This window comes from Pseudomonas sp. MWU16-30317 (assembly GCF_020515695.1).
GTDB lineage: Bacteria > Pseudomonadota > Gammaproteobacteria > Pseudomonadales > Pseudomonadaceae > Aquipseudomonas.
The window spans coordinates 1,014,510-1,031,542 of record NZ_JAIWJA010000001.1; the positions used below are offsets into that span (position 1 = coordinate 1,014,510).

The 17,033-nt window shown below is 61.6% G+C and carries 15 protein-coding genes and 2 tRNA genes; 6 read left to right on the forward strand and 11 right to left on the reverse strand.

Annotated elements, in window-relative coordinates; genetic code table 11:
- Positions 1-43: 43 nt before the first annotated feature.
- From LIX93_RS04355 to LIX93_RS04365, 3 genes are all read left to right on the forward strand, one after another.
- Positions 44-841, forward strand: coding sequence for an AP endonuclease (locus LIX93_RS04355; RefSeq protein WP_226502755.1), 798 nt, complete (start codon positions 44-46; stop codon positions 839-841).
- Positions 834-1,787, forward strand: coding sequence for a sugar kinase (locus tag LIX93_RS04360; RefSeq protein WP_226502756.1), 954 nt, complete (start codon positions 834-836; stop codon positions 1,785-1,787). The genes LIX93_RS04355 and LIX93_RS04360 overlap by 8 nt, the downstream gene beginning before the upstream one ends.
- Positions 1,788-1,870: 83 nt before the next feature.
- Positions 1,871-3,172 (forward strand): MFS transporter, encoded by a 1,302-nt coding sequence (locus LIX93_RS04365; RefSeq protein WP_226502757.1) that lies wholly within the window; start codon positions 1,871-1,873, stop codon positions 3,170-3,172.
- A gap of 107 nt (positions 3,173-3,279) precedes the next feature.
- Here LIX93_RS04365 and LIX93_RS04370 read toward each other — a convergent pair whose 3' ends face one another.
- The 3 genes from LIX93_RS04370 to LIX93_RS04380 all read right to left on the reverse strand — a co-directional run bounded on the left by LIX93_RS04370 (position 3,280) and on the right by LIX93_RS04380 (position 8,487).
- Positions 3,280-5,658 (reverse strand): hybrid sensor histidine kinase/response regulator, encoded by a 2,379-nt coding sequence (locus LIX93_RS04370; RefSeq protein WP_226502758.1) that lies wholly within the window; start codon positions 5,656-5,658, stop codon positions 3,280-3,282.
- A 71-nt stretch (positions 5,659-5,729) separates the two neighbouring features.
- Positions 5,730-6,191 (reverse strand): response regulator, encoded by a 462-nt coding sequence (locus LIX93_RS04375; protein ID WP_226502759.1) that lies wholly within the window; start codon positions 6,189-6,191, stop codon positions 5,730-5,732.
- A gap of 49 nt (positions 6,192-6,240) precedes the next feature.
- Positions 6,241-8,487: an ATP-binding protein gene (locus LIX93_RS04380; protein ID WP_226502760.1), complete on the reverse strand. Its 2,247-nt coding sequence runs from the start codon at positions 8,485-8,487 to the stop codon at positions 6,241-6,243.
- Between the two features lie 206 nt (positions 8,488-8,693).
- On the opposite strand from LIX93_RS04380, the gene LIX93_RS04385 reads away from it, so the two are divergent.
- From LIX93_RS04385 to LIX93_RS04395, 3 genes are all read left to right on the forward strand, one after another.
- Positions 8,694-8,927, forward strand: coding sequence for a DUF6555 family protein (locus LIX93_RS04385; RefSeq protein ID WP_226502761.1), 234 nt, complete (start codon positions 8,694-8,696; stop codon positions 8,925-8,927).
- A gap of 140 nt (positions 8,928-9,067) precedes the next feature.
- Entirely contained in the window at positions 9,068-9,319 is a 252-nt protein-coding gene (locus LIX93_RS04390) for a hypothetical protein (RefSeq protein ID WP_226502762.1), read from the forward strand.
- 113 nt (positions 9,320-9,432) lie between these two features.
- Positions 9,433-11,154, forward strand: coding sequence for a PAS domain-containing hybrid sensor histidine kinase/response regulator (locus LIX93_RS04395; RefSeq protein ID WP_226502763.1), 1,722 nt, complete (start codon positions 9,433-9,435; stop codon positions 11,152-11,154).
- 355 nt (positions 11,155-11,509) lie between these two features.
- Here the strand turns inward: LIX93_RS04395 and LIX93_RS04400 are convergent.
- The 8 genes from LIX93_RS04400 to LIX93_RS04435 form a co-directional block, all read right to left on the reverse strand.
- A tRNA-Leu gene (locus LIX93_RS04400) sits at positions 11,510-11,596 on the reverse strand.
- 238 nt (positions 11,597-11,834) lie between these two features.
- Entirely contained in the window at positions 11,835-12,221 is a 387-nt protein-coding gene (locus tag LIX93_RS04405) for a DUF4124 domain-containing protein (RefSeq protein ID WP_226502764.1), read from the reverse strand.
- 185 nt (positions 12,222-12,406) lie between these two features.
- Positions 12,407-12,480 (reverse strand) — tRNA-Cys (locus tag LIX93_RS04410).
- A 381-nt stretch (positions 12,481-12,861) separates the two neighbouring features.
- Entirely contained in the window at positions 12,862-13,713 is an 852-nt protein-coding gene (locus tag LIX93_RS04415) for a cache domain-containing protein (protein ID WP_226502765.1), read from the reverse strand.
- A complete protein-coding gene (locus LIX93_RS04420) occupies positions 13,710-14,510 on the reverse strand; it encodes a cyclase family protein (protein ID WP_226502766.1) in 801 nt (266 codons plus the stop codon). Before LIX93_RS04420 ends, LIX93_RS04415 begins: the two co-directional genes overlap by 4 nt.
- Positions 14,507-15,472, reverse strand: a complete 966-nt coding sequence (locus LIX93_RS04425) for an NAD-dependent epimerase/dehydratase family protein (protein WP_226502767.1) — start codon at positions 15,470-15,472, stop codon at positions 14,507-14,509. Before LIX93_RS04425 ends, LIX93_RS04420 begins: the two co-directional genes overlap by 4 nt.
- A gap of 9 nt (positions 15,473-15,481) precedes the next feature.
- On the reverse strand, positions 15,482-16,459 hold the full coding sequence (locus LIX93_RS04430) for a fumarylacetoacetate hydrolase family protein (protein ID WP_226502768.1): 978 nt from the start codon (positions 16,457-16,459) through the stop codon (positions 15,482-15,484).
- Positions 16,456-17,019 carry a cupin domain-containing protein gene (locus LIX93_RS04435; protein ID WP_226502769.1) on the reverse strand — a complete coding sequence of 188 codons (564 nt, stop codon included), beginning with the start codon at positions 17,017-17,019 and terminating at the stop codon, positions 16,456-16,458. Before LIX93_RS04435 ends, LIX93_RS04430 begins: the two co-directional genes overlap by 4 nt.
- Positions 17,020-17,033 lie beyond the last annotated feature (14 nt).

Here is a 17,033-nt window from a genome sequence, read left to right on the forward strand (position 1 = left end):
TTTGCAGCGCAATAAATGAAACCGGTTACAGAGGACAATAATAATGACTCTCCACCCCGTCTCCATCAGTTTGTCCAGCTACGGTGCCGATCTCGTGCGCGAACGTGGTCAGGCAGCGTTTATCGACCTGTTGGCCGATGCTGGCGTCAGCACCATAGAGCTGCGCGAGGAGCTCGGCCTGCCCGACGACAAAACCGCTTTGGCGCTCGCCATCAAGGCCCGCGGGCTGAACTGCGTGTATTCGTCACCGCTCGAGCTGTGGGCCGCCGACGGTACATTGCAAGCGTCCGCACTGGCCGCTGCCCAGGCCCATGCACATGCCTGCGGCGCGCAATACCTCAAGGTTTCTCTGGGGTTTTTCCCGGCCAATCAGGATCTGGCCACCCTTCACACGTTGCTGAGCGACCACCCGGTGCGCCTGCTGGTCGAAAACGACCAGACACCACAAGGCGGCCAGATCGAGCGCCTGGCGCAGTTCTTCAGCGCCGCTCGCGTTGCGGGCGTCGGCGTCGGCATGACCTTCGACATCGGCAATTGGCAATGGCAAGCGCAGTCGCTGTTCGACGCCCTCGCACGGCTCGGCCAGTACGTGGAATACGTGCACTGCAAGGGCGTGCAGTTGAACGCTGCCGGCAAGTTGGTCGCCACGCCACCGACCCTGCGTGATCTGCACCTGTGGGAGCAAGTGCTGCAGCGTGTCGCCCCAGGGGTGCTGCGAGCTATCGAATTCCCCCTGCAGGACGACGACCTGGCCCTCGTCACCCGCACGCAAATCGCCGCCCTCGCCCGCCTCGGCCAGCCCCATCAAAGCCCGCTGCACGAGGTGAGCGCTCATGTCTGAATTCGACGTGCTGTGTTTCGGCGAAACCATGGCCATGTTCGTCGCCGAGCAGACCGGCGACCTGGCTGGCGTGGAGGTATTTCGCAAGCGCATCGCCGGTGCCGACAACAATGTGGCGATCGGTCTGGCGCGCCTGGGGTTCGATGTCGCCTGGCTGAGCCGGGTCGGCGATGACGCGCTGGGGCGATTCGTGGTGGCCACCCTTGAGCGCGAAGGCCTGGATTGCAGCCATGTGACGGTGGACGCACGACACCCCACGGGCATTCAGTTCAAGTCCCGGCAAGATGACGGCGCCGACCCAGCCGTCGAATATTTCCGCAAGGGCTCGGCGGCCAGCCATCTGAGTGTCGCCGACCTCAGCCAACGTTTGCTGGCTGCCAGCCACGTTCACGCCACCGGTATTCCCCCCGCCTTGTCCGCCGATACCCACGCGCTCTCACGTCATGTGATGAGCGAGATGCGCAGCCGCGGCCGCAGCGTCTCGTTCGATCCCAACCTGCGACCGTCACTGTGGCCGTCGCAGGCGCAGATGATCACCAGCATCAATGCGTTGGCCGCGCAGGCGGACTGGGTGCTGCCCGGACTGGCCGAAGGGCAATTGCTGACCGGCTACCAGACCCCCGAAGACATCGCCGCGTTTTATCTCGACCAGGGCAGTGAAATGGTCGCGATCAAGCTGGGCCCCGAGGGCGCTTACTACCGTACGGCCCAGGAGCAAGGCTACGTGGCCGGCTTCCCGGTGGCCAAGGTCGTCGACACCGTGGGCGCGGGTGACGGCTTTGCGGTCGGCGTGATCAGCGGCCTGCTTGAAACCCTTGGCGTGGCGGCTGCCGTCAACCGCGGCAACTGGATCGGCAGCCGCGCGGTGCAAACCCAGGGCGACATGGAAGGCCTGCCGCTGCGAGCCGAACTCGAAGCCGACAGCCACTGGCAACAAAGCGCCTGAACCCAGGTGCTGCAACACTGGATGGTCCATTTCAATTGCCGCAGAGCGCTCGCGACAACAACAAAAAGCTCAGGAGTCGAACCATGGAAAAGCTCAAACTGGCAAGCCGCCGCTGGTGGTATCTCATGCCAATCGTCTTCATCACCTATAGCCTGGCCTATCTGGACCGCGCCAATTATGGCTTTGCCGCGGCATCGGGCATGGCCCACGATCTGCAGATCACCCCGGGCCTGTCGTCGATGCTGGGGGCGCTGTTCTTCCTCGGCTATTTCTTCTTCCAGGTGCCGGGAGCCATCTATGCCGAAAAACACAGCGTCAAGAAGCTGATATTCGTCAGCCTGATCCTGTGGGGCGGTCTGGCCTCGCTGACGGGCGTAGTCGACAGTGCCTATTGGCTGGTGGTCATCCGCTTTCTGCTGGGTGTGGTCGAGGCCGTGGTCATGCCGGCGATGCTGGTGTACCTGTGCCACTGGTTCACGCGTGCCGAACGTTCGCGGGCCAACACGTTTCTGATCCTCGGCAACCCGGTGACCATGCTGTGGATGTCGGTGGTCTCCGGCTATCTGGTGCAGCACTTCAGCTGGCGCTGGATGTTTATCATCGAAGGCCTGCCGGCGGTGATCTGGGCGTTTGTCTGGTGGCGCCTGGCCGATGATCGCCCGCAACAGGCCAAGTGGCTGAGCGATGCCGACAAACAAGCCTTGCAGACCGCACTGGAAGCCGAGCAACAGGGCATCAAACCGGTCAAGAACTACGCCGAGGCCTTCCGTTCGCCCAAGGTCATACTGCTGTCGGTGCAGTACTTCTGCTGGAGCATTGGCGTCTATGGCTTTGTGCTGTGGCTGCCGTCGATCCTCAAGGCCGGTCAGGAAATGGACATGATCGAGGCCGGCTGGTTGTCGGCGCTGCCTTATCTGGCGGCGGTGATCGCCATGGTGCTGGTGTCGTGGGGTTCGGACAAGCTGCAGAAGCGCAAGCGGTTCGTCTGGCCACCGCTGCTGCTTGCCGCCGTGGCATTCTATGCCTCGTATGCGCTGGGCAGTCAGCACTTCTGGTGGTCCTACGGCTTGTTGGTGCTGGCGGCGGCATGCATGTACGCGCCTTACGGGCCGTTCTTCGCGATCATTCCGGAAATCCTGCCTGGCAACGTCGCCGGTGGCGCCATGGCATTGATCAACAGCATGGGCGCACTGGGGTCGTTTGGTGGGTCCTATCTGGTCGGGTACTTGAATGCCACGACCGGCGATCCGGGAGCATCGTACCTGTTGATGAGCGGCGCGCTGTTGATTTCAGCGGTGCTGACCATCGCTCTGAAGACCCGCGATACGCAAAAAGTGGCCCCACAGGCGTCGCTTGTGGGGCATGCGCGGGCAGGGAGCCATTGAGATCTACGGTGATGCGTTCGCCGCCGAACGCGCAACCTTGCTCCCACAGGCGAATGAACTGTGGGAGCGAGGCTTGGCCGTGAAAAGGCCGCGACTGTTGGCGCTGATTACAGCTGCAACGCGCGTTGCAGCTTCAGCGCCAGCTCATCACCGCGAAACGGTTTCTGCACGATGATGTGCTCCAGCGGATCAAGGCCGCCAGGTTCGGCGAAACCGGTGATGAACACGATCGGCATACCCGGGCACCGTGAATGGACCTGCAGCGCCAGCTCGGCACCGGTCATGCCAGGCATGGCGTAGTCGGTCAATACCAGGTCTATCCCCTCTTCCAGCAGGCCCATGGCCGCGGCGCCGCTGCTGGCCTGGACCACTCGGTAACCCAGACCCTCGACCACCGCGCAAGTGACGTTGCGTACCGTGTCGTCGTCGTCGACCAGCAAGATGGTGCGCTGCGGCTGCTCGCCGGACGCGACGAACGATTCAACCTCGGCGGGAGCATCCTGCGGCGCGGTGTCACGAATGGCCGGCAAGTAGACCCTGACCGTGGTGCCTTGGCCCACCTCGGTGTCGATGCTCACCCCGCCACCCGACTGCTTGGCAAAACCGAACACCTGCGCAAGCCCCAGGCCCGAGCCCTTGCCAACTTCCTTGGTGGTGAAAAACGGCTCGAAGGCCTTGGCTACCACCGCCGCGCTCATGCCGCTGCCGGAGTCGCCGATCGACAGCATCACATATCGGCCGGGTTCGGGCTCTTCGGGGCGTTGCGGTGCCAGAGTGACGGTTTCGTTGCGCGTCTGCAATTTCAATACGCCGCCGTTGGGCATGGCATCCCGGGCGTTGATCGCCAGGTTGAGAATGATCATCTCGGTCTGAGTGGGGTCGACCAGGGCGTTCCACAGGTCGGGCGCGGTGTCGGTCTCGACCCAGATGCTGCCACCCAGCGAGCGTTGCAGCAGTTCGAACATGCCCAAAAGGGTGTCGTTAAGGTTGACCGGCAGCGGCTCGAGGCGCTGGCGCCGGGAGAACGACAGCAACTGCCCGGTCAGCTTGGCACCCCGCTCACCGGCTTCCTGAATGCTCTGCAGGCGGCTGCGGAATTTATCGAACTGGCCTTTCTCGAGGTCCCGGCTGAGGAAGCTCGAGCTCGCGAGGATCACCGTCAGCAAGTTGTTGAAGTCATGCGCCACGCCGGCGGTCAATTGGCCGACCGCCTCCAGGCGCTGCATCTGGTGCAGCGCCGCCTCGACACGCTCGCGCTGGCTGATCTGATCACGCAGGCGCTGGTTGGTCGCCGCCAGTTCATCGACGATGGCGCGCTCACCGGTTATGTCGCGCACAGCGGCATACATCAGGCCTGCATCAGGCACCATGGTCCAGGACAGCCAACGAAAATCCCCGGCCGCATGGCGCATGCGATTGACGAAGCGACTCGACACATTGCCCTTGGCGATGTTGTCGATTTCCTGCACGGTGGCACTGACGTCGTCCGCATGAATCAGATCCAGCAGGCAGCCGTCGAGCAGTTGCTGGCGAGTCCAGCCCAGCGTCACTTCCCAGGCTGGGTTAAGCGCGATGGGCTGCATGTCGAAGGTCATCACCGCGAGCAACTCGCGGGACAGCTCCCAGGTACGATCGCGCTCGCGGGTGCGCTTTTGCACGCGATCGCCCAGTAGCTCGTTGAGGCGCTCCAAGGCTTCGGTGCTTTGCTTGCGCTCGCTGATGTCCTGGATCACCCCGGTAAAACGCACGCACTGGCCATCGACGAAGGTCGAACGGCCGCTGGTCGACAGCCAGCGTTCACTGCCGTCGGGCAGCACGATGCGATATTCCACCTGGTAGCCACGACCTTCGGGACCGCCCAAGGCTTCAGCGATCTTGTCCTCGATGAGCTGCAAATCGTCAGGGTGGGTGCGGTCAAGAAAATACTCGAAGGTGACCTCGCCTCCTTCCTCCAGGGCGTAGAGCGCCTTGCAGCGCTCATCCCAGATCAAATTGCCGCTGCGCGGATCGTAATCCCAGGTGCCCATTTGCGCCGCATCGATTGCCAGGCGTGCGCGCGCTTCAACGTCGTGCAGGGTCTGCTCGGCCACTTGACGCTGCTGGCGCTCGTGGACCTCGGCCATAGCACGATTGACGGCCTTGGGCAGCAGCGCCAGGTTCTGTTTGAGGACGTAGTCGACGGCGCCCTGTCGCATCATCGATACCGCGTGCTCCTCTCCGAAGATGCCGGACAGGAAGATGAACGGCGTAGCCGGGGCGCAGCGCCGCGCGCACTCCAGCACCTGCCCCCCCGAGGAACCCGGCAGCATGTAGTCGCTGAGAATCAAATCAAAAGGTTGTGCCAGCAAGGCCTGTTCGGCGCCGATGTGGTTATGCACCACCACCGTATCGACGTCGAGTCCGCTGCGTTCGAGGGTCAGGAGCGTCAGCTCGGCGTCACGGGGGCTGTCTTCGACGAACAGCAGTTTCAGTGGCTTTGCGGGCATCGAGGATCGTCTTTCAAGTCAGGGGCAGTCAGCCGGAACGTGAGCCCAGGCTGTGATTCGCGGTGCGTGGATCAGGAGTCGGAACGGCGAGTCAGGCGCAGCGAACCGGGGGGTGGCTCGTTGAGTACAGCCCAGAAAATGCCGAGGTCCGAGATGGCTGCCACGAATGCTTTGAATTCGACCGGTTTGACTACGTAAGCGTTCACTCCTAATTCATACGCGCGCTGCAGATCCGGCTCTTCACGAGAGGACGTGAGCATCACCACGGGGATACTGCGCAATTCGGTAGACTCGCGGACCGATTTCAGCACCTCAAGGCCGTCGACCTTGGGCAATTTGAGGTCCAGCAGCATCACTGCCGGGTTGCCTTCGAGCCGATCACTGTGTTCACCGCGGCGCAGCAGATAGTCGAGCGCCTCGGCACCGTCACGCAGGACGATGACTTCGTTGGCCAACTGGCTGCGCTCGAGCGCGACCAGGGTCAGTTCCAGGTCATGGGGGTTGTCTTCGACCAGAACGATGGGTTTGAGCATAGGGGCCTCATTTGTTTCAACTTGCGGGCGTCACGGGCGCTGCAAGCGATCAGTCGTGTTTAGGGAGTGCGAAATAGAATGTCGCGCCTTGATCCAGAGCGCTTTCGGCCCATACGCGGCCGTCGTGGCGATCGATGATACGTCGCACGCTGGCCAGGCCGATACCGGTGCCTTCGAACTCTTCCATGCGGTGCAGACGCTGAAAGACGCCGAACAGCTTGCCGGCGTAGTCCATATCGAAGCCCACGCCGTTGTCACGCACGAACACCACTACCTCGCGGTCTTGCTCGAAGGAGCCGACCTCGATCACCGCCTGCTCGCGCTTGCGACTGTACTTGATGGCGTTGGACAACAGGTTGCGCAACGCCAGGTGGATGAATGCCGCATCGGCGAAGACGATCGGCAAGGGCGCGATCTTCCAGGTGACCGAACGGTTTTGATAGTCCGGGAGCATTTCGGTGCGGATGGCGTCGACCAGAACGCCGAGGTTGACGTCGGAAAACCGCAGCGCCGCCCGGCCCATCTGCGAGAAACTCAGCAGATTGTCGACCAGAGTGCCGGCGAACCGGGCAGACTCGCCGATGTGTTCAAGGAAGCGTACACCGCGCTCGGACAGCTTGGCAGCCTCGAGGTCACGCAGCAGTTCGGCGTACCCGGCGATGTGCCGCAGGGGCGCGCGCAAATCGTGGGAAACGCTGTAGGAAAAGGCTTCTAGCTCCTTGTTGGATTTTTTCAGCTCGCCGGCCAGTTGCGCCATTTCTTCAGCCTTGCGCAGCACGATGCCCAGGGTAGCGGTACGCAGTTCGGCCACGCCTTCGACCTCCAGTGGATGCCAGGGCGTGGAATAGCCACCGACGCTCTCCTGCCACTGCTCGAAACTGTTACGCGGATTCAGGGCGCCGCTGTCGCTCAGGCTCTTCTCGGGGCGGCCGGCCCACTGCACGGTACGGGTCTGTTCGGGCTTGAACCAGATCAGATAATGCGAGTGGATCTCCGAAATAGCCACGGCCAGGACGCCACCGATGTGGGCGGCCAGCTCGGGCAATTGCGGGATATCGCGGCTGACGTTGTCGCTTTGGAACACCTCGGCGCCCGGCTGGTAATTTGCCAGCCAATCGATCAGGGCATCGACCTGTGGTTGCGGGGGGGTATCGCCCACCAGCTCGCAACGCGCGTCGGAGATGATCGCTGCGCCATTGGCACCGGTAAAGCCGGTGAACACCTGCGGCACGGCCAACAGCCCGTCACGCACGCTGTCGCGATCGGCCATGGCAGAGAGCATTTGCACGATCTGATGGCGCAGGTTGAGCATACGCTCGGCAGCGGCCTGTGCCTCACGGGTCTCGATCTGCAACGACAGCACGCTGCCGAGCAATTCGCAGGCGGTGCGGGTCTGGAAACCCACCGAGCGCGGGCTGTCGTGATGGCAGGAAATCAGCCCCCATAACTCGCCGCGCACCACGATGGAGATCGACATCGAGGCCAGGGTGCCCATATTGAGCATGTACTGCACGTGCACCGGCGAGACGCTGCGCAGCGCCGCAAAACCCAAGTCCAGCGGTTGCCCGGTGCGGGGGTTGTTGACCGGCAGCAGCGGCGACGGCTGGTAACGCGCATCTTCGATCACCCGGATGCGGTTGGCGCAGTACAGGCGACGCGCCTGCTGCGGAATATCGCTGGCCGGAAAACACAGGCCCATGTAGCTCGGATATCCCTCGTCGGCGATCTCGGCATTGACCAGGCCATTGCCTTCGCCATCGAAGCGGTAGGCCTTGACCCGACCGAAGCCAGTCATGCGCTTGACTTCCTGCACCGAGCGATAGCACAGCTCGTCGATGCCTTGGGCTTCCTGAAGTTGGCCGATAAACGCCCGGACCAGGGGATAAATAGTGCCATAGCCGCTTACCGAATCGTTGGTGGGCTCGAATTCGGCGATCAGCACGCCATCGTTGCGGTGCACCATCATGGCAATGGGCTTGTCGACACGGCTGCCCTGATTGAAGCGCACGTCTCCCACGTGGAACGGATGCTGCTCGTCCACTGGCAGGGCCTTTAGCCGAGCGGCCAGCGAGGCGCTGTCGATCAACAGCGCGTGCAGGCTGCTGCCGACCACCCGATCGGGGTCCAGCCCTAGCCAGCTCGACACATTGGCGCTGGCCTGCAAGATCTCGAGGCTGTGTTCATCGAGTACCAGCAAAAAGCCGTGGGGCTGAATACTTCCAGGGATATGAATAGGCTCTTTGGCGCAATTCTGCGCAGCGAGCGCGTAATCCAAGCCTGTAAAACTAGATGTCAAAGAAGATCTCCTTGTTGCCCTGCTAGCGACCTCATGGCAGGCGGCGCCGGGCACAGGTGACAAAGATATCGTAAAAACTGTACAGAGGCTGCCCTTTTGCACAGGTTACAAGGTGTTTGATTACTGTTTAAGGGTTTTTTCCGGCGTTACGGAACTGGCCTATGGCCACAGGGTCATATTGCGCTCACAAGGGAGATGTGGTGCACATGAGCATCCAGAAGCATTACCTGATCAGCTATCTGTTCAAGGGCGAACACAAGCAGTTCTCGCAAAAGGATTCGCGGATGTCGGATGCCGATGCCTGGTATTACTCGGCCCTGCACAGTGGCGCCGGGCGGGTCTACGGTGTGACCATGACCAAAGGCTGCTCGCGTGAAATACAGCTGCACGCTCAGCAGTGTGGGGTGACGGGCGTAACCTGGCGACGGATGCCGGGATGATGGCAATTGCTACCCGGTTGGGAACCTTGGGAGCATTTTGCTATCACAGGGTTATGCGCGCAGGAGCTGCCAACTCACTCATCCTCACGAGTAGTGCCCTTCACATGGATCAATCAATCGGAAACACGTACGGACAGTTGATGCGCAAACTACGAGCGCCGCCCACTATCGATCAGGATCTGCGTGCCGTTGCCAGCCACCTGGAGGGTTCAATCGATACCTTGCTGGCCATCTCCCTGCGCCTGGCCAGGATCGATGATCAATCCCAGCGCATGGAACTGGCGAAACTGATCCTGGCCTTCCAGGACGATGCCGACCTGCTCCACTCTCACGCCGACCGATTGCGCGAGCGCGGCCTGGGCCGCGGGCGACGCTCGACCGACATCGCCTAGGCCTGAACATCGACCGAGCGCCAGGCTTGCAGCGATAGCCCGGGCGCTGGAAACTTTTCCTCCCGGCGGTGATAATCGCCCCTCGTCCGACTACCCAGCCCAGAGAATTGCGCATGTCCTATCGTGCCCCCCAGGACATCGCCCTCGACCTGGCCCTCGGCGCCTTGCTCGATACCCAAGTGCGCGAAGGGCGTTACGCCAGCATCGCAGATGCCCGTCGTGCCGCCGCATCGATCCTGCAGAGGCACGAAGTCGGCGGCCGCGACGTCACAGCCGAACAAGCCAGCGATACCGCACTCTACGACTCCATGGACTTCGCCCGCCTTGCGCTCTCGGCCGTCAGCGGTGTTGGCGTGTGGACCTATGAAGTGTCCAACGATTGCTTCTATTGCGACGAAGGTGTCAGCGAGCTCTATGGCATCGATGCCGAGCAGGCCGCCGCCGGGATCAAGCGCGCGGAGTTTCTGGCCAACGTTCACCCTGATGATCTGTTCGCGTTGCGCAAGACCATGGCCGGCGGCCTGGTGACGAGTGGCGACCTGGAGCTCGAGTACCGTATCGTTCACCCCGATGGCTCGGTACGCTGGGTACTGTCGCGCGGGCATACATATTTCAATACCGCAGGCGAGCCGGTGCGCCGCACTGGCGTCGGTGTCGAAATGACCGCCCAACGCCTGTTGGAACAGCAATTGCGCCAAAGCCAGAAAATGGAAGCGGTCGGGCAACTGACCGGTGGCCTGGCGCACGATTTCAACAACCTGCTGACGGGCGTCATGGGCAGCTTGGAGATGGTCCGCCTGCGTATCGCCCAGGGCCGTGTGGCCGACGTCGAGCGCTACCTGAATGCCGCCCAGGGCGCATCGAACCGGGCGGCAGCACTGACTCATCGCCTGCTGGCGTTCTCCCGCCGCCAGACGCTCGAAGCCAGCCCGACCGATATCGCCAGACTGGTAAAGGGGATGCTCGAACTGATCCGCAGCACGGTCGGGCCGAGCGTGCACATCGACACCCAGAGCGAATCCAACCTGTGGTTGACCCAGGTCGACGCCAATCAACTGGAAAACGCCCTGCTCAACCTCTGCATCAATGCGCGTGACGCCATGCCCGCAGGCGGGACGCTGACCATCAGTACCGCCAACTGCACCCTGTACGCTCGCGCCGCCGCGGAACGCGAGCTGCCGCCCGGCGAATACCTGACCCTGAGTGTCAGCGACACCGGCAGCGGCATGACCAGCGACGTGATCGCCCATGCGTTCGATCCTTTCTTCACTACCAAGCCCACAGGAGAAGGCACGGGGTTGGGGCTGTCGATGATCTACGGGTTCGTGCGTCAGTCCGGCGGCAGCGTGCAGATCCACTCTCAGCTGGAGGTGGGCACTCGAATGACTCTTTACCTGCCCAGGTCCCGTGCCGAAGCCACTCAGTGCGCCACCCCCTCAGCGCCCGCGCTGCCCTCGGCACTCGGACAAGGCGAGACGGTATTGGTGATCGACGATGAGCCGACGGTGCGCATGCTGATCACCGAAGTACTCGAAGACCTCGGCTACACCGCGCTCGAAGCCGCAGACGGAGCCACCGGCCTGGAAGTACTGCAGCGCAATCCACAGATCGACCTGCTGGTCACCGACGTTGGCCTGCCCGGTGGCATCAACGGCCGCCAGGTGGCCGACGCCGGCCGCACCCTGCGCCCGGACCTCAAAGTGCTGTTCATTACCGGCTATGCGCATAACGCCGCGACGTGGGAAGAGCAACTCGCGCCGGGGATGCACCTGCTGACCAAGCCGTTTTCAATGGATGATCTGACGAGTCGGATCAAGGGTGTGATCGGGAACTGAAGGTGTGGCGACATGGGAATTTCGCCCATCACAGCGAAATCTCTAAAAAACCTTAATAAAACTCTATAGCTATCTGTTTTTAAAAGGTTTTTGTAGAATAATCCATTCAAAATACTCCCTGATCAGTACCGTAGAAATGGAATTATAAAGATAACTCAAATATCTGTTTTTAAAGGATTTATTGAATAATCATGCGGACATCGAGCCGCAACGCGAAGCGCGGATCAATAAGCGACTGAAGATAGGTCGAGAAGGCGCACGCAATCCGAGCACGAGAGCGCCCAGTCGGATCAACTACACAGAGGAGTGCATCAGAGATATTTGAAGATAGGCAAGCTAAGCGCTTGATTTTAGATGGTGCCCGAAGCCGGAATCGAACCGGCACGCCCTTACGAGCGGGGGATTTTAAGTCCCATGCGTCTACCAGTTTCGCCATTCGGGCGGCAGCGCGGTGTTGCGGATCAGTTTGAGGATTTGGCGAGTCACCTGCGGCTAATAACCGAGAGGCGCTGCCTGGATACCCCGAACAGGGAGACGAATATATACACCCCAGCCGCCCTAGGCAAGCGGAAATCCGCGATTGGACGCCGGTTTTCTCTGCCGCCCTGCCAATACAAACTGCTTTTGAATCAGTGCGCTAGCAAAGCTTGTGAATGTACTGAAAGAGCTTGGATGCGCAATCAAGGGCCGTTGCCGCTGCACGCTACCACCTGGCCGCCGCGGTTGCAGGTGTTGTAGTTGAAGCCTTGCTTGCCGTCGTACTTGAGCTTCTCGCCGTTCGGGTCCGGGACGACCGTGACCGTGTACTTGATCCGCGTGTTATAGCCCTTGCGCAGGATCTCGGTGGCGCGCTCGTTGATGACCTGGGGCTTGGCGTCTTCGGGCGATACGCTTTTGAGTTTGGTGCGCACGGTGGTGCTCTCCCATTGGGTCGCGCCGACCTCGGGCTTGCATGGCACCGCCGCAAAGCTCACCGAGCCATTCAGGTGCGTGCACTTGAACACATCGGCTTGCGCGCCGGCAACGCTGCCCAGGAGGAGCGTCAGGAGCGTGAGAGATCGAATCATTGCAAACGTCCTTGTCGGGCAATAACGTCGGCGAGGTACGCCGTGAGAGGTTGGAGAGGTATATTAAATCGCCATCATCGCAGGCGCAATGCCCTGATCCGGGCGTCGCTCGCCCCGAGAATACCCGCCATTTTTCGGCGATCAAAAAAAACCCCGCAGACGTTAATCTGCGGGGCTTTCAAAGGTGGAGGCCGAGGTCGGAATCGAACCGGCATAGACGGATTTGCAATCCGCTGCATAACCATTTTGCTACTCGGCCTCAGATGTGAAGCACCCAAACCGGCTTGCTGCACACTTTAAACTGGAGCGGGAAACGAGACCAACATCTGATCGCTAACCATTTGATTAACTTAGGGTTTTTCTCATTCCTGCCTCAGGAATGGACGCAATTCTGGACTGGTTTCGAAGGGTTGTCAACACACCGCGCGAAAAACTTCCAGGCACGCCTGTAGATTACCACTCGGAGCCAGCACACGCCCGTATAGAGGTTTTATGCATTGGCTGTCCTCGCGGGTCGAAGCGAGATTCCTGGCATCTTCTGCGAGCATGCACATACTCCAATTCAATTGCACCACCGCCCACGTCTGAGAGCGCGGCGGTGTTCGCCTGGCCAGCACTCCCACGTACAGCCGGGTCAGGGCTAATGATCTTCCCCGGTAGAACCACGGTAATAGCCAACCACGGCCACGTAATCCCTTACCTTTTGAATCAGGGCATATTTATCCTCCACCCTGCCCGTCACCGGGTTTTTCCAGCGATAGTCGTATTTGGCGGCGTCGCTTTTGCGCATCAATGCCATGATCGGCTCGCCCACAGGTTTGCCGGCAGGGTCATGGATACTGGCGAAATCAACGCCGACCAGGCGCAGGTTATAACCATGCGCGGCGTAGCGCCCCGTGCGCGAATCCACCACGAAGACATACAGGTCGTCTTCGCGAAAGTCCGCTGACAAATCGTTGATCGCCTTGATTGCTCCATCAGGGTCCTTGGCCAGTGCCGCTACAGCCCGGCCGAGCAGCTGCTGCGCCTGGGTGGCGCTGGCGTGTGGGACCGACTGAGTCGCGGCGATCACTCGGTCCCCGACTCTTTGAAAGTACACGCGTTTGAGCTCCACGCGATGCTGAACGCTGTTGTTCCAGCGATATTCCACGCTTTGCACGCCCAGGTTATCGTTGGCGCTGAAGGCCTTGGCGAATGCGCTGTTCAGTTCCGCAGCCAGCACCTTGGACACTTCACGGCCTATGAGCACGGCCGTAGGGCCGCCGCTGGCCAGCAGCGTACCGCGGTTGTCGACAACGAAGACAAAGCGATCACCATCAATGAATTCACCTTGTCGGCTAAATGCCGGCAGGGCCGCGTCACCTTGCAACTGATAGTAGTCGACGGCACGTTTGACCAGTGCACTGGCCCGGACATCTTGTGCCCCATCATCGGCATGTGCCAGAGCGGTACAGAGCGCGAGACCAGCAGCCACAAACAAACGAAGATTCATAGCGAATCCACCGTCTCTGTGAAAATCGCCACGGCGCGAACGAAGCCGGCAGATGCGTGTTTGATCTTGTAGGGGAAGCACGACACTTCAAAACCATGGGCAGGCAATTGCTCAAGGTTGGCGAGTTTTTCCATCTGCCCGTAACCAATGTCCCGGCCCGCCTTGTGCCCTTCCCAGATGATTGCCGCGTCGCCACTCTGGGCGAATCGCTCGCGCGTATATTTGAAGGGGGCATCCCAGCTCCACGCGTCGGTCCCGACTACCCTGACGCCACGATCGAGCAGATAAAGGGTGGCCTCGCGGCCCATGCCAACCCCGGCATCGAGGTAACCTGGCTGCCCGAACAATGCCCCTGCGCGGGTGTTGACCAGCACAATATCCAAAGGCTGTAGCCTATGGCCGATGCGGGCCAGCTCCTGTTCCACCTCATGGGCGGTGACCACATGCCCGTCGGGCAAATGCCTGAAATCGAGCTTCACTCCGGGTTGCAGGCACCACTCCAACGGCAGCTCGTCAATTCCCCAGGCAGGCTGCCCGCCGTCAGTGGTCGATGCGTAATGCCAGGGGGCGTCCATATGGGTCCCGCTGTGCGTCGTTATCTGCAGGCGCTCCGCCGCCCACGACTCGTTGCCAGGCATCTGGTCCATGCGCAGGCCAGGGAACATTGCAGCCATCTCGGGCCAACCCTGCTGGTGGTCCATGTACTCGATCTTGGGGAGCAATGGCGGTGGATCGGTATACGGGTTGTTTTCGAGCGTGACCGACAAATCCACGAGACGACGTTTCGAGCTGTTCACAGGGCTTTTCTCCCGGCAGGCAATTTAAGGGCGTTGCGGATCAGCGTATTGGCGTTGCCGTCGTGACAAAAACCAGCGGCTTGAGCCCGTGAAGCCTTGAGCAGTGGCATCGCGCCGAACAGGGACTGAAGATGCGCGTCGGGCTCGAAGCTGATCGCGGCTCGCCCGGCGTCGCCAAAACGATTGGCCAAGGCGTCAAGGACCTGCGCCATCGACAAGCGCAGCACGGGCAGTTGCCACACGCGTTCGGTGCTGGCCTGCAGCGCGGGCAGCTCTGCGGCATGGATAAGGTTGTTGACGCAACACAGCGCCGACATCCACCAGGCGGTTGCCTCAGGGGCCACGGGGCAGACATAGGATTGCCCCGCCGCATAGGCATGCAACAGATCGCTCATGAAGGCACTGCGCAGCCCATTGGCCTGAGGCTGACGCGCCACGATACCCGGCAGCCTGAGCGCCCGGCCATCAACCTCGCCACGCCGGGCCAGGTCGCACAACGCCGTCTCGACCATCAGCTTGTGCGCGCCATAGGACAGCTGAGGGCACGTGGGGGCAGATTCATCCATGCGTGCGGGCAACCCCGCGCCATAGACCGCGATGCTGCTGGCATACACCAATACCGGCGGCCGGGCTTGCTGGCGCAGTTGATCGAACAGCTCCAGGCTGGCCAGCAGGTTGACCTGGTAGCCCAGGCCGTAGTCCTGCTCCGCGGCGCCGCCTGGCACGCTGACCAGATGGAAGACCACATCGATACCATCGGCCAGCACTCGGCGAATGAGCGCGGCATCGGTGATGCTGCCCTTGTGCAGGCGTAATCGTGGGTCCTCGGCGAAGCCGTCCAGTTGAGCGTCGAGCAATAACAGGTGGCTGATAAGTCGGCTGGCAATGGCACCTTTTTCAAGCAGGCGCAGGACCAATTGCCGCCCCACGAAACCATTCGCCCCAGTGATCAATACGCGCATGGAAACCCCTTAGCCGTTGGCCTGAACCACACGTTGATCGATCGCACCGAACACTGACCGACCGGCGGCGTCGAACACCTCCATCCGCACCCGATCACCAAATTGCATGAAAGCGGTCTGGGCGGCGCCCTGCTCGATCATCTCGATCGCACGGCGCTCGGCGATGCAGGCCGAGCCCGCGCTGCGTTGACGATTGGACACCGTACCCGAGCCGACGATGGTCCCTGCCCGCAGCCTGCGGGTGAAGGCCGCATGAGCGATCAACTGGCCGAAACTGAAATTCATTTCGCCGCCATGGGGGTGGCCGAACCACTGCTCGTTCCAGTGAATGTTCAGGGGTAACTGCACCCGCCCGTCTTGCCAGGCCTCACCCAACTCGTCGGGGGTGACTGCTACCGGGGCGAAGGCCGATGACGGCTTGGCCTGGAGGAAGCCAAAACCGGTTTTCATCTCCCGCGGGGCCAGGGCGCGCAGGCTGACGTCGTTTATCTGCAGTACCAGCTTGATATGGCCCAGCCCTTGCTCTGCCGAGCAGCCCAGCGGCACGTCATCCACCAGCACGCCGAATTCGCCCTCGAAGTCGATGCCCTGAGCGATGCTGGGCAGGGCGATGTCCTGACGGGCACCGAGGAAATCGTCGCCGGCGCCCTGGTACATCAGCGGGGTCTGCTCCACGCCGTCGATAGGCTCAAGGTGGAAAGCCTTCTGCATCAAGGTGCCGTGGTTGAGAAACGCCGAGCCGTCGCACCATTGGTAGGCCCGCGGCAACGGCGCCATGGCCAGCGCCGGATCGAAGGCGAACGCGCCCGCTGCGGTACCGCCCTCGAGCGCCTGGAACAGCAACTGCAGCCGCGGCTCGCTGCTCGCCCAGGTTTCGATGGCCTCGCGCAGGGTCGCGATCGGTGCCAGCGCGGCGCGTTGCAAGTCGCGCGAGACCACCACCAGCTGGCCGTCGCGAGTACCGTTATTCAAGGTTGCCAATTTCATGCTTGCAGCTCCTGGGCAAAGCGACCGTCGAGAAGGATGAAGACCATGCGCGCCATCGATTCGGTGCGGTTGCTCCAGGCATGGTTGGTACCGCGCTGGACCACCACGTCACCGCGGGTCAGGTGCACTTCTTCGTCGTCCAGTACCAGCCACACTTCGCCCTCGGTGACGATGCCGTAGTCGAGGGTCTCGGTGCGGTGCATCAGCTTATGGCGCGAGCCAGGCTGGCCTGTGCCGGCATGGGCCTGGCCGATTTCGGCGAACGCGGCCGCCGCGTCCTCGGCGCTGACGTTGTTCTGTACGCTGTCCGGGGGGATGTCGACCACGCGAATCAGGCTGCCCATTGCCGCCGGGCTCAGGCACAAGGCGCGGGCGCTGGGATCGTCGCCATTGTCGATGGGCACCGGGCTGGCGCTGGTGTTCCAGATTTCATGGAACACCGTGCCGGGCACCGCCTGCAGGGCGAAGCTGTTGGGGGTGGGGCCGCAGAGGGCAACGGTGGCCAGGCCGTTAGCGCCATGCCCGGTGACGACGCGTTTGAAGCCGGGTAAGTCATTCATGCTGCACTCCTTAA

Excerpts from the sequence above, each read along its gene's own strand:
- LIX93_RS04355 (WP_226502755.1), top strand. The coding sequence starts at position 44 with ATGACTCTCCACCCCGTCTCCATCAGTTTGTCCAGCTACGGTGCCGAT.
- LIX93_RS04360 (WP_226502756.1), top strand. The coding sequence starts at position 834 with ATGTCTGAATTCGACGTGCTGTGTTTCGGCGAAACCATGGCCATGTTC.
- LIX93_RS04365 (WP_226502757.1), top strand. The coding sequence starts at position 1,871 with ATGGAAAAGCTCAAACTGGCAAGCCGCCGCTGGTGGTATCTCATGCCA.
- LIX93_RS04370 (WP_226502758.1), bottom strand. The coding sequence starts at position 5,658 with ATGCCCGCAAAGCCACTGAAACTGCTGTTCGTCGAAGACAGCCCCCGT.
- LIX93_RS04375 (WP_226502759.1), bottom strand. The coding sequence starts at position 6,191 with ATGCTCAAACCCATCGTTCTGGTCGAAGACAACCCCCATGACCTGGAA.
- LIX93_RS04385 (WP_226502761.1), top strand. The coding sequence starts at position 8,694 with ATGAGCATCCAGAAGCATTACCTGATCAGCTATCTGTTCAAGGGCGAA.
- LIX93_RS04390 (WP_226502762.1), top strand. The coding sequence starts at position 9,068 with ATGCGCAAACTACGAGCGCCGCCCACTATCGATCAGGATCTGCGTGCC.
- LIX93_RS04395 (WP_226502763.1), top strand. The coding sequence starts at position 9,433 with ATGTCCTATCGTGCCCCCCAGGACATCGCCCTCGACCTGGCCCTCGGC.
- LIX93_RS04405 (WP_226502764.1), bottom strand. The coding sequence starts at position 12,221 with ATGATTCGATCTCTCACGCTCCTGACGCTCCTCCTGGGCAGCGTTGCC.
- LIX93_RS04415 (WP_226502765.1), bottom strand. The coding sequence starts at position 13,713 with ATGAATCTTCGTTTGTTTGTGGCTGCTGGTCTCGCGCTCTGTACCGCT.
- LIX93_RS04425 (WP_226502767.1), bottom strand. The coding sequence starts at position 15,472 with ATGCGCGTATTGATCACTGGGGCGAATGGTTTCGTGGGGCGGCAATTG.
- LIX93_RS04430 (WP_226502768.1), bottom strand. The coding sequence starts at position 16,459 with ATGAAATTGGCAACCTTGAATAACGGTACTCGCGACGGCCAGCTGGTG.
- LIX93_RS04435 (WP_226502769.1), bottom strand. The coding sequence starts at position 17,019 with ATGAATGACTTACCCGGCTTCAAACGCGTCGTCACCGGGCATGGCGCT.